Below are 14,962 nucleotides of genomic sequence, written 5' to 3' on the forward strand. Positions count from 1 at the left end.
TTGGTTCAACTATACCTTTGAAAATCGCAAAGGTAAGTTTCACTATATTTCACCAATCGGACCTTTACGGGCAGTTGACCCCACCTATCTTCTTTGACTCTTCATAAGCCTGAGGTGGGGGTCTTACTGCCCGTTAAGTGTGGGATAAAAGAACATATTTACATAATATAGGGGAAAAATAAAAAGCACCTAACCCTCTTATAAAAGAAAGCTAGGTACTTTGGTAGTTATTATTTCATTTCAGAAATCTGGATTCGATTAATTGCGCGTTTTAAAGCTAATTCAGCTCTTTCCACATCAATCGCTCCTTGATTGTCTGCTAATCTTTTTTCAGCCCGTGCTTTAGCAGCTTGTGCGCGGGCAACGTCGATAGTTTCAGCTCTTTCAGCAGATTGAGCTAAAATGGTTACGACATCTGGACGAACTTCCAAGAAGCCACCGTTAACGGCAACATACTCAGTGCCATTCTCCTTTTTTAGACGTACAGCTGCGATATCAAGAGGCGCGACCATCGGAACGTGGCCAGCCATGACTCCAAGCTCGCCGCTTTTTGCCTTTGTACTTACCATTTCAACTTCTGCATCATATACTGGGCCATCGGGAGTTACTACACTGACTTTAATTGTCTTCATTTCATTCCCTCCTTGGTCCCTTTAATTAAGCCATTTTTTTAGCTTGTTCAACAACTTCTTCGATTCTTCCTACTAAGCGGAAAGCATCTTCTGGAAGTTCATCATATTTACCTTCAAGGATTTCTTTGAATCCTTTAACTGTTTCTTTAACAGGTACATATGAACCTTTTTGTCCAGTGAACTGCTCAGCCACGTGGAAGTTTTGCGATAAGAAGAATTGAACTTTACGAGCACGAGCAACTGTTAGCTTGTCTTCCTCGCTTAATTCATCCATACCTAAGATCGCAATGATATCTTGAAGCTCTCTATATTTTTGTAGAGTAGATTGAACTTTACGAGCAACTTCATAGTGCTCAGCACCTACAACTTCAGGGCTAAGAGCGCGAGAAGAAGATGCTAATGGATCAACCGCAGGGTAGATACCCATCTCAGATAATTTACGTTCAAGGTTTGTTGTCGCATCCAAGTGAGCGAAAGTAGTCGCTGGTGCTGGATCCGTATAGTCATCGGCTGGTACATAAATCGCTTGGATTGATGTAACAGAACCAACATTAGTAGATGTAATACGTTCTTGTAATTGACCCATTTCAGTAGCAAGTGTTGGTTGGTAACCTACCGCAGAAGGCATACGACCTAAAAGGGCAGAAACCTCAGAACCTGCTTGTGTGAAACGGAAGATGTTATCGATGAAGAAAAGAACGTCTTGTCCTTGTTCATCACGGAAATATTCAGCCATTGTTAGACCAGATAAAGCAACACGCATACGTGCTCCAGGCGGCTCATTCATTTGACCGAATACCATCGCTGTTTTGCTGATAACGCCAGAATCACTCATCTCGTGGAAAAGGTCATTTCCTTCACGAGTACGCTCACCAACGCCGGCGAATACAGAGATACCGCCGTGCTCTTGTGCGATGTTGTTGATTAATTCTTGGATTAGTACGGTTTTACCTACACCGGCACCACCGAATAGACCGATTTTACCACCTTTGATATATGGAGCAAGAAGGTCTACTACTTTAATACCTGTTTCAAGAATTTCAACTTGTGTTGTTAAGTTTTCAAATGATGGTGCTTGTCTGTGAATTGGATCACGACGAGCATCAGCAGGGATTGCTTCTGCAAGGTCAATGTTTTCTCCAAGTACGTTGAATACACGTCCTAGAGTCACTTCACCTACAGGTACAGAAATTGGAGCTCCTGTATCTACAACTTCTTGACCGCGAGTTAAGCCGTCAGTAGAAGCCATTGCGACTGTACGAACAGTATTATCACCTAGTTGAAGGGCTACTTCAAGGGTTAAGCCTTCACCGCCAGACGCTGTTTTTTCGATTCTTAAAGCGTTATAGATCTTAGGAAGTTGACCATCTTCAAATTTAACGTCAACAACTGGACCCATAATTTGGGTAACGCGTCCTAAATTCATCGTTTTCCCTCCTAATCATTACTGTGACGACTATTCAAGATTAGGGAGCGAGCAGCAAATCGTCGGAAGCTGCCCGTCCTTCTAAAATGTTCTATTCTAAAGCAGCAGCTCCGCCAACAATTTCTGTAATTTCTTGAGTAATTGCTGCTTGACGAGCACGGTTATATTGCAAGTCTAATGCTGAGATTAACTCTTTCGCATTATCCGTTGCATTTTTCATAGCCGTCATACGTGCAGAGTGCTCACTTGCTTTACCATCTAACAACGCACCATAAATTAAGCTTTCCGCGTATTGAGGTAGTAAGACTTTAAGAATTGCTTCCTCATCCGGTTCAAACTCATAAGAAGTCAATTTGCCGCCAGAAGAATTAATGTCAGATAACGGAAGAACTTTCTTCTCCGTTACATCCTGTTGGATTGGGCTGACATAATGGTTGTAATACATGTACAGCTCATCACACAGTTCATTTAAGTATAAATTCACTGTTGATTTCGTTAAAGAGTTGATATCAGCAAAACTTGGCTGATCCGGTACTCCCGTTACTTCAAGCTCTACATTGATACCACGGTTGACGAAGAAATCGCGACCCATTCTTCCAATTGCGATAATGACATACTCATTACTCGATGTATGACGTTCTTGAATGGTTTTATACACATGACGTAGCACACTACTGTTGTATGCCCCTGCCAATCCACGGTCCGATGTAATAACAAGGTAACCAGTTTTCTTTACAGGACGGGATACTAACATTGGGTGCGACGAATTATTACTACCGCTTGCGATACTAGCTACTACTTCTTGAATTTTCTCCATGTATGGCACAAATGCTTTTGCATTTGCTTCAGCACGGTTCATTTTCGAAGCAGATACCATTTGCATCGCTTTCGTAATTTGACTTGTCTTTTTAGTCGAATTAATTCGAGTCTTTATATCGCGTAAAGAGGCCATTGATTCTCACCACCCTTTTCAATTATTTAAAGTTCATTATTCAGAGATTACGAATGATTTTTTGAATTCGTTAATCGCAGCTACGATATCAGCATCTTCAGGAAGACCTTTTGTCGTGCGAATATGATCTAATAATTCAGGATGATTTTTATCTAAGAATACATAGTACTCTTCTTCAAAGCGACGAATGTCTGCTACTGGAATATCATCTAAGTGACCTTTTGTTAAAGCGAAAAGAATCATAACTTGCTTCTCTACTTTAATTGGCTTGTTCAAGTCTTGTTTCAGAACCTCAACTGTACGAACACCGCGATCTAGTTTCGCTTTTGTCGCTTTATCAAGATCTGAACCGAATTGAGCGAATGCTTCCAACTCACGGAAAGCAGCCAAGTCAAGACGTAATGTACCAGCAACTTTTTTCATTGCTTTAATTTGAGCTGAACCACCAACACGTGATACAGAAAGACCAGCGTTAATCGCAGGACGTACACCTGAGAAGAACAAATCAGATTGTAAGAAGATTTGTCCATCTGTGATGGAAATTACGTTTGTTGGAATGTAAGCAGAGATATCGCCTGCTTGTGTTTCAACAAATGGAAGAGCTGTGATTGAACCAGCACCTAATGTATCGTTCAATTTCGCAGCACGCTCAAGTAGGCGTGAGTGCAAGTAGAATACATCCCCTGGGAATGCTTCACGACCTGGAGGACGACGAAGTAGTAGGGAAAGTTCACGGTATGCAGATGCTTGTTTAGAAAGATCATCATATACGATTAAAACGTGCTTACCGCTGAACATGAATTCCTCAGCCATTGATACACCAGCATAAGGAGCTAAGTATAACATTGGAGATGGTTGTGATGCAGATGCAGATACAACGATTGTGTAATCTAATGCACCATTTTTACGTAAAGTTTCAACTGTTCCACGAACTGTTGATTCTTTTTGACCAATAGCAACATAGATACAGATCATATCTTGGTCTGCTTGGTTAAGAATTGTATCGATTGCGACAGATGTTTTACCTGTTTGACGGTCCCCGATGATTAACTCACGTTGTCCGCGTCCGATTGGTACAAGAGCATCGATCGCTTTAATTCCTGTTTGTAGTGGCTCATGAACAGATTTACGATCCATAACACCTGTTGCAAGGCTCTCGATTGGACGAGTTTTTGTTGTATTAATTGGGCCAAGACCATCTAATGGTTGTCCAAGTGGGTTTACAACACGACCAATTAATTCTTCTCCAACTGGTACTTCCATGATTTTACCTGTACGACGTACTTCACTGCCCTCTTGAATGTCTCTGAATGGTCCAAGAATAACGATACCTACGTTATTTTCTTCAAGGTTTTGCGCTAGACCCATTGTACCATTTGAAAATTCAAGAAGCTCTCCCGCCATCGCATTATCTAAACCGTGAACACGTGCGATACCGTCACCAACAGAGATTACCGTACCAACATCGCTCACTTTAATTTCAGATTGATAATTTTCAATCTGTTTTTTAATCAGTGCACTGATTTCTTCAGCTTTGATGCTCATGAATTTCACCCCTATCTTGTGAATACTAACCTAATAGTTGTTTGCTTAAACGATCAAGCTTTCCGCTCACTGAACCGTCATAAATACGGTTGCCAATTTGCAGCTTGATTCCGCCTAACAGATTGCTATCTGTAATGTTCGTAATACGTAAAGTTTTCTTACCGATTTTCTTTGCGAATGAAGTTGAAACCGCTTCTGTTTCTGCTTCAGTTAGTGGGCGTACTGTATATACAGTTGCATCCGCTACTGATTTTTCTTCATTTGCTAATTCAACAAACTCATCAGCCATTGGCGCGATCATATCAGAACGATGACGCTCAACCATTAGCTTTAATGTGTTTTGAACATATGTTGACAGACTAGAAAAAGCACTAGAGATAATGTCTCTTTTTGCATCACTTGTTAATTTTGGATGCGTTAAAAAGCCTAATAAGTCCGTATCATTTGAGAATACTTCTTTAACGGTGCGAAGCTCTTCTTCAATTTGGTCAAGAAGATTTTGCTCTTTCGCAATTTGGAAAAGAGCTACAGCATAACGTTTGGCTACTGCTAAATCGCTCATCGCTCTTCTCCTACCTCTTGAATGTATTCATTAATTAATTTCTCTTGATCCGCTGTTGAAAGTTCTTTTTCAATCACTTTCGACGCAATCATAACAGATAAGGATGCCACTTGCTCACGTAATGCCGCAACTGCTTTTTCCTTCTCTTGTACGATTTCACGTTTTGCTGATTCTTTCACACGCTCAGCTTCTGCACGAGCTTGATTGATAATATCTTCGCGTTGTGCCTCGCCTTGTTTCTTCGCGTTTTCGATTAGTTGAGCTGCTTCCGTGCGTGATTGTTTCACGATTTCACGTTGCTCTTCTAAATATTGAAGCGCTTCTTTTCTGCTTGCCTCTGCTGCTTCGATTTCGCTAGCAACATGTTGTTCACGTTCTTTCATGATGCCCATTAAAGGACCCCACGCAAACTTTTTAAGCAAAGCTAACAACACAATAAACACGACAAGCTGATAAATGATATCTCCACCATTAAAGTGCGCTGCTGCTGCACCAAGTACAAAATTGCTTGTTAACACGCTCGATTCACTCCCTTCATGAGATTCACTATTGAAGCTTTAAGTTTCTATTTCACAATACCATTCTAGAAAAGTTTCAAGTTAACATAAAGCAATGGCGAAGGTTCTCCTGGAATGCTCTTCGCCATTATTAAACTTCTTAAAATTATCTTATTGACCCATAACGATGAATGCGATAACTACCGCGATGATTGGAAGGGCCTCAACTAACGCAACCCCAACGAACATTGTAGTTTGAAGCATACCACGAGCTTCTGGCTGACGAGCCATCCCTTCGATTGTACGACCAACGATAAGACCGTTACCAATACCAGCACCTAATGCACCTAAACCAACTGCGATTGCAGCAGCGATAAGACCTAAAGAACCTGTCATGATAAATTTCCTCCTTGAAAATGTTTATTAGTTTTTAAATAGAATGTTCAAATATTGAACAAAGTTTATAATTAATGGTCGTCACTTACTTTATGAGAAAGATAAACCATCGTTAACATAGTGAAGATAAACGCTTGAATGGAACCTACAAAGACACTGAATCCTTGCCAAGCTAACATTGGTAAAACAGCACCAAGTGCACCTAATACACTACTTGTTCCTAATCCTACAAGTAAGCTTAATAACAACTCACCCGCATAGATGTTCCCGTAAAGACGCAGACCTAACGTTAACGTGTTAGAGAACTCTTCAATTACTTTTAGCGGGAATAAGAATCCCATTGGCTGAACATAAGTTTTCGCGTAAGCTTTTCCGCCTCGCATTTTAATACCATAATAATGAGTTAATCCCATTACCATTACGGCTAATGTCAACGTAATCGCTGGATCGGCTGTAGGTGATTTCCACCATAATTCATGCCCGACTACAACCGCGAACGGTAACCCCAACATGTTGGATACAAAGATGTACATGATTAATGTCATCCCTAACATAAGGAAACGACCACCTGTACGCCAATCCATATTGCTGTTGATGATATTTTTAACAAAATCCATAACCCACTCAATGAAGTTTTGGATTCCCGTTGGCTTCATCGCAAGTTGACGAGTTGCCGCTACAGCGATAATAAAGACTATAAGACTTGCGACAGTAATCATAAGGACGTTGGCCAAATTGAAATATATCCCGGTATCCATAAGTTCCCACAAAGGAGCTTCATGATTCAACAGTATTCACCTCTCTTCTTTACTAGCGACGTAAAATTTGTATAAAATAATCTATCATAATGACAAAATAGGCTGTCATTAATCCCATAACCACACTTGCTATTTGAAACTTGTCAGGATACTGTAAAGCGATCACCGCAGCTAGGGCTCCTACTGACATTCTTGTCACGCTGCCAAGGGACTTCATCTTTCTGCCTGCTGCTGCTGCCTCAGTGAATTTTCTGTTTTTTTTGACCATTGACCAGAAATTAATTAGGCTACACATTGTTCCAAGCATAAGTCCTTGGAAAATTGTATCATACGGAGTAAATGCTGCTCCTAGTATGTAAATACTCAATAAATACAAAATGTACTTTCGTTGCCTAATGAACATAGTATCTAATTCTGGCATGTTGTCATATAATCTCCCTAGAAATATTGTCGAACTGTGCTGAGCATTGCAATAATGCCGGTAGCAAGTCCTATTAGAAGGCCTACCACTAAAAGCAGCGGTTCGGTATTAAATGTGCTATCAAGCCATTTCCCAAAGAAAATGCCTATCAAGATCGGACCGACTAATTGTGAAAGAATCACTGAAATCAATGCCATGGCCTTAAATGGGTGGCGCTTGTTCTGACTCATAATCGCATCCTCGTGGTTGAATTTGGTGATGGATAAATCAAGGAAGAAAGTGGTACCCAAACGACATTTTTCGCACTTGAAAACCCTCTCATTTCATATCCTTAGTTAGCATACAATAGGCTAGAATCAATGTCAATGAGTGGTTAGTGAAATTTGTCACAGATTCGTAAGTTTTAACGAATTGTTCACATCTTTTGTCGAATTTTGACTTGACAACCTTTTTAATCGATTTGTATCATCGTTTCAATTCGATCTTCCCTTGTGCCTCTTTTGGCAAAAATAATTGCTTTATATATCCCAGGTGGCGGTAGTTTCTTTCCTTTTACTTCTCGTTTAATAAGTCCTGACGGAATCGCTTTTTTCCAGTCCATAAACCCAACAAAGGCTAAGCTATCTGCATCATACAGAGCAATGCCAAATTCATCTGCTCCACGAGGTAAATACATTTCATAGCGATACGTGCCTATTTTATCTCCTTGGCCAAATTCAAATCCCATAATTCTAGGGTAATCTGGTTCTTCTTTTACATACAAGAATGGCAAGTTAATTTTCCTAGTTCCTTCCATTAAAATAAGATATCCGTCATAGACCCCTTTCTTCATTTCAGATGGGTTTATTTGTAATCCAATCATCAACTTTTTCTTTTCACCTGGCTGAACGGTAAAGATTGTTGGCAAATTCCAAGTAATACCTGGTTCTTTTAATGGCATCTGAAACGAGTAATGCTGCTCTGTCGGCCCTGTATTTTCTACCACAATTTCTTCTTGGTGTTCGTCAATCCCTTCTTTTCGTGTATACATCCCAAACGAAAGAGAACTGGGATACAACAAAGTATCTGCCTTAAGAGCTTCCGTAATCTGCAACCGGCCTGCCCCTTGTTCAAACGTATGATACCAGTCTTGACTCTTATTCTTTAAAGGCTTGGCTGTTGTCATCAAAGCTGATTTAATTTGGTTTGGTGTCCAATTAGGGTGGGCTTGCAGCAATAGAGCGCAAGCTCCAGCGACATGGGGAGCTGACATACTTGTTCCAGCAAGTTCCGTATATCCATTAGGAATCGTACTATAAATCCCGACACCCGGAGCAAGAATATCAGGTTTAATATCCCAGCTTACGGTCACTGGCCCCCTTGAGCTAAAATCAGCTAGTCTATCTTGTTCCTTTCGATAAACAAAGCGGACGGTCCGGCCTTCTTTACTAGCAATCATCCTTTTGATACGCTCCCCATCCTTTTTGGGAATCGTTGCGGCAGGAAGGTTGACATTTTCCCCTAATCCAGCTGTAAAAGACCCTTTTGTATTATTAAAAATAACGACAGCTTTAGCTCCTGCTTTTTTCGCATTTTTTACCTTATCCAAAAAACTTAATTTCCCTCGTTGAATAAGAACAATTTTCCCTTGAACACCTTTTAGCTCTTTTCGCTCGCCAAGTCCACCATCTACTATATTTTCTGAAGAAGCGATAGACCACTCTTTCGCCCCTTGTACGGGCAGCAGACTTACCTCGCGTTTCTCCGTTCCGAGCCCGTATATAAGGTATGGAACTTTCATCGGTGGTGTAGAGGCTCCAACAGATATCGCTTTTTCTGATGTTCCCGGAGAACCGACTGTCCAAACGGCTGGACCTGAATTGCCGTTTGAAGTAACTGCAACAATCCCTTGCTCTACGGCTTTATTCAGAGCCAAAGATATTGGTAAATCTGGACCATTCACTTCATTGCCAAGGGATAAATTTAATACGTCGACCCTATCTTCAAAAGCGGCATCAATCGCTAACAACACTTGCTCTGTATCCCCTGATCCTCCTGGTCCTAAAGCACGGTAGGCATAAATTTCAGCTTCAGGGGCAACCCCTTTCACCTTTCCGTTTGCTGCAATAATTCCAGCGACATGTGTCCCATGAATAGTTGCCAACTCAGGGTTTCCCCTCGTTTCCATTGGGTCATTATCATGGTCGACAAGATCTTTGCCTCCTTTATAAGCATGCTTTAAGTCTGGATGCGTATAATCAATCCCTGTATCAATAACCCCTACTTTAATTCCTTTTCCTGTTATTCGTTGTTTCCTTGAATCATATAACCCTCTTACTTGATTGCCTCCAATAAAGGGGACACTCTCATCTAACGCAGCATGATAAACTGCTATTTCCGTTACCGCTTGAATAAACGATTCTTGTTGTAATTTGGCTACATCACGCTTTTTCCCAGATACAGAAAAGCCTGTAATCGCATGTTTATATATAGCTCTTAGCTTTAGTGAGGGATATTTTTTTAACACCCGCTCAATTTGCTCTTTCTTCATCGGGTCCTTAAGAATCACAACCGCTGTTGTACGTGTTAATTCTGAAACCTTTGGTAATGGCGGTACATGAATCGCCGCAAACCCACTACTATTTCCTAAAACTAACAAGAAGCTTATTAAACAAATCAGCCTTTTCACATGCAGTCGCCTCCCTCCTTTAGGGTTATAATTTCACAACAAAGAGAGAGTATACGTAGAAAGTTGGCGGAATTATGAAGGAATTTGGAGGGATTTTCTTTATAATTAGCGGGATTACCCAGCCATTTGGCGGGATTCCATCAAAATACTTCCAAATAATACACATAAAAAAGAAGCTGTCTAAAGCTAGACAACCTCTTTCTCAGGTTCAAATCGATTTGGCGGCATATCAATTTGTTTAAAATAATAACGAATAGCTTTTGCTATCCGCTCTGAAGCATGTCCATCTCCATATGGATTCGAAGCTTTTGACATCTTGTCATGCTCATCACGATTCGTCAACAATTCATGCGTTAGTTTATAAACCGTTTCCTCATCCGTTCCAGCTAAGCGTAACGTACCAGCCGCGATCCCCTCTGGACGCTCTGTCGTATCTCGCAAAACAAGCACCGGTACCCCAAGTGAAGGAGCTTCTTCTTGTATACCGCCTGAGTCTGTCAAAATCAAATACGCTCTTGCTGCAAAGTTATGAAAATCTAACACATCTAATGGTTCAATTAAATGAATGCGCGAATCATTGCCTAGTATCTCCTCCGCCAATTCCCGAACAGCTGGATTCAGATGAACCGGGTATACGACTTGAACATCTTCTTGCTCCATCACAATCCGCTTTACCGCACGAAAAATATTTCGCATCGGCTCCCCTACGTTCTCACGACGATGTGCCGTTAATAAAACGAGACGATCCTCTCCAAGTGCCGATAAAACTGGATGAGAATAGGCAGCTTGAACGGTTGTTTTTAACGCGTCGGTTGCGGTATTACCTGTAACAAAAATATGGTTCGTTTTATGTTCTTGAACTAAATTTTGTTCGGCTTGCAGCGTTGGAGCGAAGTGAAGATCGGCCAGCGTACCCGTTAACTGGCGATTCATCTCTTCAGGATACGGAGAATACTTATTCCATGTTCGTAAACCAGCTTCAACATGACCAATAATAATTTGGTTATAGTAGGCAGCGAGACTTGCCGCAAATGTCGTCGTCGTATCTCCATGTACAAGGACAATATCCGGCTCAGCTTCTTTCATCACACGGTCTAAGCCAGACAGCGCTTTTGTTGTAATATCCGCCAGTGTTTGACGGTCTTTCATAATATTTAAGTCATAATCAGGCTGGATAGAAAATAAATTAAGCACTTGATCGAGCATTTGTCTATGTTGGGCCGTTACCGCCACAATTGGTGTAAAAAATTCTGGGTGCTTTTGAAATTCAAGAACAAGCGGAGCCATTTTAATAGCCTCTGGCCTTGTCCCAAAAATGGTCATAACCTTAATTGGTTTTATCACATCAAACACCCCAGTTTTCATATAGTCAAACAAAATAACAACTGTTTAAAATGTACAGTCGCTTTCTTCGCTCAGCTTATTTTGTACCAAACAAACGATCTCCGGCATCACCAAGTCCCGGTACAATATAGCCATGGTCATTTAATTTCTCATCAAGACCTGCGATATAAATATCAACATCTGGATGCGCTTCTTTCAGTGCATCTACGCCTTCTGGAGCTGCAATTAAGCACATGAATTTAATATTGACCGCACCGCGTTTTTTAATAGAATGAATGGCTTCAATCGCTGATCCGCCTGTTGCAAGCATTGGGTCTACAACGATGCATTCTCTTTCTTCTAAATCACTTGGCATCTTCACATAATATTCAACTGGCTTTAATGTTTGCGGATCGCGGTATAGACCAACATGACCTACTTTTGCAGCTGGAATGAGCTTAATAATCCCGTCAACCATTCCAATACCTGCACGCAAAATCGGAACAATCCCTAATTTTTTCCCTGAAAGCATTTTTACTTTTGCTTTACTAACAGGTGTTTGAATTTCTACTTCTTCTAACGGCATATCTCTTGTAATTTCGAAAGCCATTAAAGAAGCTACTTCATCAACAAGTTCGCGAAATTCCTTTGTTCCTGTATTTACATCGCGTATGTAAGCTAATTTATGTTGGATTAACGGGTGATCAAATACATATACTTTTCCCATTTTGCATCTCTCCTTCATTTATGTTACTACTCCATTATTAACATTTTACTAAGCAAATATTAAATATTGATAAAATATGGACGTATGTTTTTCACTTCTAATATTCACATCAACTCATTGTACAGAAAAACCTATCAATCTTCAATAAACGTTTAAAAGTCTGATTTTTCAAAAAGAAAAAGGACCAACCTCCACAAGACCATGTTGATATGATCATGTTGTGGAAGCTAGTCCCTTTACGTCACTCTCTTATTTGATTAAAGTGATGGATATAATTGATATTTACCAGAAAGAGCCGCTACACGTTGTCTTGCTTCTTCTAGTTTCGCTTCATCTTCATGGTTTTTCAATACAAGACCGATGATAGACGCGATTTCGTCCATATCTTCTTCTACAAAGCCACGAGAAGTAACCGCAGCTGTACCGATACGAATTCCGCTTGTAACGAATGGTTTTTCCGGATCAAATGGAATCGCATTTTTGTTAACCGTAACCCCTACTTCATCCAACACAATCTCAGCTACTTTACCTGTTAAGTTAACGGAACGAACATCTACTAGAAGAAGATGGTTATCTGTTCCGTCAGAAACAAGTGTAAAGCCTTCTTTTTTCAAGCCTTCGCCAAGACGTTTTGCATTTGCAATAATTTGTTTTCCGTACTCTTTAAAATCGTCTTGAAGTGTTTCACCAAATGCCACAGCTTTCGCAGAGATAACGTGCATTAATGGACCGCCTTGAATACCAGGGAAGACTGATTTATCAATTTGCTTACCAAACTCTTCTTTACAAAGAATCATTCCACCACGTGGTCCACGAAGTGTTTTGTGCGTTGTTGTTGTTACAAAATGTGCATGCGGCACTGGACTTGGATGTAAGCCTGTTGCAACAAGACCTGCGATATGCGCCATATCAACCATTAAGTACGCACCTACTTCATCCGCGATTTCACGGAAACGCTTGAAATCGATTTGACGTGGATAAGCACTTGCACCAGCTACGATTAATTTTGGTTTATGTTCACGTGCTTTTTCTAATACATCGTTATAGTCAATGCGGTGATCTTTTTCATCTACACCATACTCAACAAAGTTGTAGTTTACACCACTGAAGTTTACATGGCTTCCGTGCGTTAAGTGACCACCATGAGAAAGGTTCATTCCAAGAACTGTATCTCCCGGTTTAAGAACTGTAAAGTAAACCGCCATATTCGCTTGTGCTCCAGAGTGAGGTTGTACGTTTACATACTCCGCTCCAAAGATTTGTTTCGCACGGTCGCGAGCTAAATCTTCCACGATATCAACATACTCACAGCCACCATAATAACGTTTACCAGGATAGCCTTCTGCATATTTATTTGTTAATACAGATCCTTGTGCTTCCATTACCGCTTCGCTTACGAAGTTCTCAGAAGCGATTAGCTCGATTTTACTTCTTTGACGACCTAATTCAAGTTGAATCGCCTTAAACACTTGTTCATCTTGTTTTTCTAAAATACTCATTACGTAAAGCCTCCTAAGTTATTGTTGCGGGTATCTTCGCTTTTTTATTTATGGACAACATGCCCTCAAAATAGGCATGAAAAAGCCTAATGCTTAATTATTTCGAAAATTCTACTCCATTTTAACACGTCTTTTTTGGAAACGATAGTCTCTTTTTTGCGAACATTTAAATTTAAACAAGAAAAAATCGTTCGTTTTTTCCATCTTCCACCGTTATAATCCTTCCTTATACCGTTATTTTACAACCTGAATTATAAAAATGGGGTGTTATTGACTCTCACTCATTTATGTAAGACACGGTCTCAGACAAACGAGCCAAAAATCGTATGGTCAATAATAGTGTTTAACAAAGCTTATAAAATAAAACAGAAAAAGCTGAGGCAAACGATTGTCTGCTACAACCCCTTGCATCAGCTTTATTTAACAACTGGTATTCATGACATCATTCGTATAAACCGCTCTTTCGCCGCCAATTAGTTTCGGACGCGTTTTAGCGAGCGTTACATGAGCGTATCCAACCTCTTTGATTGATGTTCGAATTGGAACAGCAACATGTTTTACATGCATTCCAATAAATGTATCCCCAATATCGATACCCGCTTCGGCTGTAATATGCTCCACAACAACAGGATTATTTAACTGCTGATAAGCATACGTGGCCATGGAGCCGCCCGCTTTACGAACAGGAACGACAGATACTTCTTCATATCCCCGTTGCTCAGCGATTTCACGCGGTAAAACGAGCGCACGGTTCAAATGTTCACAACATTGAAACGCAAGCCCAACCCCCGTTTGTAGTTGAAAGGCCTGCAACTCACTGTAAACCATTTCAGCTACGGCAAGTGTTCCCTCTGTGCCAATTCGCTTACCGATGACTTCACTTGTACTGCATCCAATCACAAACAAATGCTTGTCATTTAAATGAGCAGCGTCTTGAAATTCTGTTAAAATCGTACGAAGTTGCTCTCTCCACTTGTTCAATTCTATTGAAAAAGAAGCCTCATCCATCATCTAACATGCGCATCCTTTCAAAAATGCTTACTTAATTATTTCCCTTCATAATCAGCAATTTTACCGATACGATTTGCGTGGCGTCCGCCTTCAAATTCATTTGTCAGCCAAGCTTGTGCAATTTCACGTGCTAATCCAGGTCCAACAACACGCTCTCCCATAGCTAATACATTGCTGTCATTATGTTGACGTGTTAGTTTTGCACTATATACATCATGCACAAGTGCACAGCGAACACCCTTTACTTTATTCGCAGCAATACTCATTCCAATCCCTGTGCCGCAAATAAGAATACCACGGTCAAATTCTCCTTGAGCTACCTTCTCGGCAACAGGCAGTGCATAATCTGGATAGTCGACTGATGTTGAACATTCACAGCCAAAATCTTCATATGGAATTTGTAATTCATCCATTAATTGTTTAATTTCTTCACGGATTTTAATTCCTCCATGATCTGATGCAATTGCTACTTTCATCCTTATCCCCCTAGATATTTGATATATGTATTGTGTCACAAAAGTATAAAAAGATAAAGAAAAGCAAGA

Annotated in this window: 16 protein-coding genes; all 16 read right to left on the reverse strand. The window is 40.5% G+C overall.

What is annotated here, in order from left to right; translation table 11 throughout:
• Positions 1-230 precede the first annotated feature (230 nt).
• Complete coding sequence (locus V7068_RS00170) at positions 231-632, reverse strand: F0F1 ATP synthase subunit epsilon (protein WP_119115780.1); 402 nt, start codon at positions 630-632, stop codon at positions 231-233.
• Positions 633-657: 25 nt separating this feature from the next.
• Positions 658-2,058 carry a F0F1 ATP synthase subunit beta gene (gene atpD, locus V7068_RS00175; protein ID WP_252287538.1) on the reverse strand — a complete coding sequence of 467 codons (1,401 nt, stop codon included), beginning with the start codon at positions 2,056-2,058 and terminating at the stop codon, positions 658-660.
• A 91-nt stretch (positions 2,059-2,149) separates the two neighbouring features.
• Positions 2,150-3,010, reverse strand: a complete 861-nt coding sequence (locus V7068_RS00180) for a F0F1 ATP synthase subunit gamma (RefSeq protein ID WP_252282844.1) — start codon at positions 3,008-3,010, stop codon at positions 2,150-2,152.
• A 36-nt stretch (positions 3,011-3,046) separates the two neighbouring features.
• Positions 3,047-4,555 carry a F0F1 ATP synthase subunit alpha gene (atpA, locus tag V7068_RS00185; RefSeq protein WP_252287539.1) on the reverse strand — a complete coding sequence of 503 codons (1,509 nt, stop codon included), beginning with the start codon at positions 4,553-4,555 and terminating at the stop codon, positions 3,047-3,049.
• A gap of 25 nt (positions 4,556-4,580) precedes the next feature.
• Positions 4,581-5,117 (reverse strand): F0F1 ATP synthase subunit delta, encoded by a 537-nt coding sequence (locus tag V7068_RS00190; protein ID WP_127762204.1) that lies wholly within the window; start codon positions 5,115-5,117, stop codon positions 4,581-4,583.
• On the reverse strand, positions 5,114-5,635 hold the full coding sequence (gene atpF / locus V7068_RS00195; RefSeq protein ID WP_499710388.1) for a F0F1 ATP synthase subunit B: 522 nt from the start codon (positions 5,633-5,635) through the stop codon (positions 5,114-5,116). Before atpF ends, V7068_RS00190 begins: the two co-directional genes overlap by 4 nt.
• A gap of 150 nt (positions 5,636-5,785) precedes the next feature.
• Positions 5,786-6,010, reverse strand: a complete 225-nt coding sequence (gene atpE, locus V7068_RS00200; RefSeq protein ID WP_119115786.1) for a F0F1 ATP synthase subunit C — start codon at positions 6,008-6,010, stop codon at positions 5,786-5,788.
• Positions 6,011-6,081: 71 nt separating this feature from the next.
• Entirely contained in the window at positions 6,082-6,798 is a 717-nt protein-coding gene (gene atpB / locus V7068_RS00205) for a F0F1 ATP synthase subunit A (RefSeq protein ID WP_499710389.1), read from the reverse strand.
• 22 nt (positions 6,799-6,820) lie between these two features.
• Positions 6,821-7,189 (reverse strand): ATP synthase subunit I, encoded by a 369-nt coding sequence (locus tag V7068_RS00210; protein ID WP_127762207.1) that lies wholly within the window; start codon positions 7,187-7,189, stop codon positions 6,821-6,823.
• A gap of 17 nt (positions 7,190-7,206) precedes the next feature.
• Positions 7,207-7,419, reverse strand: coding sequence for an AtpZ/AtpI family protein (locus V7068_RS00215; protein ID WP_127762208.1), 213 nt, complete (start codon positions 7,417-7,419; stop codon positions 7,207-7,209).
• A 221-nt stretch (positions 7,420-7,640) separates the two neighbouring features.
• The gene (locus V7068_RS00220; RefSeq protein WP_499710390.1) at positions 7,641-9,857 is read right to left on the reverse strand and encodes a S8 family serine peptidase; all 2,217 of its coding nucleotides are present in this window, start codon (positions 9,855-9,857) and stop codon (positions 7,641-7,643) included.
• A gap of 186 nt (positions 9,858-10,043) precedes the next feature.
• The gene (gene wecB / locus V7068_RS00225) at positions 10,044-11,201 is read right to left on the reverse strand and encodes a non-hydrolyzing UDP-N-acetylglucosamine 2-epimerase (RefSeq protein ID WP_499710391.1); all 1,158 of its coding nucleotides are present in this window, start codon (positions 11,199-11,201) and stop codon (positions 10,044-10,046) included.
• A gap of 76 nt (positions 11,202-11,277) precedes the next feature.
• The gene (gene upp / locus V7068_RS00230; RefSeq protein ID WP_119115792.1) at positions 11,278-11,907 is read right to left on the reverse strand and encodes a uracil phosphoribosyltransferase; all 630 of its coding nucleotides are present in this window, start codon (positions 11,905-11,907) and stop codon (positions 11,278-11,280) included.
• Between the two features lie 257 nt (positions 11,908-12,164).
• Positions 12,165-13,406, reverse strand: a complete 1,242-nt coding sequence (glyA, locus tag V7068_RS00235; protein WP_119115793.1) for a serine hydroxymethyltransferase — start codon at positions 13,404-13,406, stop codon at positions 12,165-12,167.
• 420 nt (positions 13,407-13,826) lie between these two features.
• Entirely contained in the window at positions 13,827-14,414 is a 588-nt protein-coding gene (locus tag V7068_RS00240) for a TIGR01440 family protein (RefSeq protein WP_499710432.1), read from the reverse strand.
• A gap of 38 nt (positions 14,415-14,452) precedes the next feature.
• The gene (gene rpiB, locus V7068_RS00245) at positions 14,453-14,893 is read right to left on the reverse strand and encodes a ribose 5-phosphate isomerase B (protein ID WP_119115794.1); all 441 of its coding nucleotides are present in this window, start codon (positions 14,891-14,893) and stop codon (positions 14,453-14,455) included.
• Positions 14,894-14,962: the final 69 nt, after the last annotated feature.

Origin of the sequence: Bacillus sp. JJ634, from assembly GCF_036962285.1 — a bacterium.
Classification (GTDB): Bacteria; Bacillota; Bacilli; order Bacillales; family DSM-1321; genus Peribacillus; species Peribacillus asahii_A.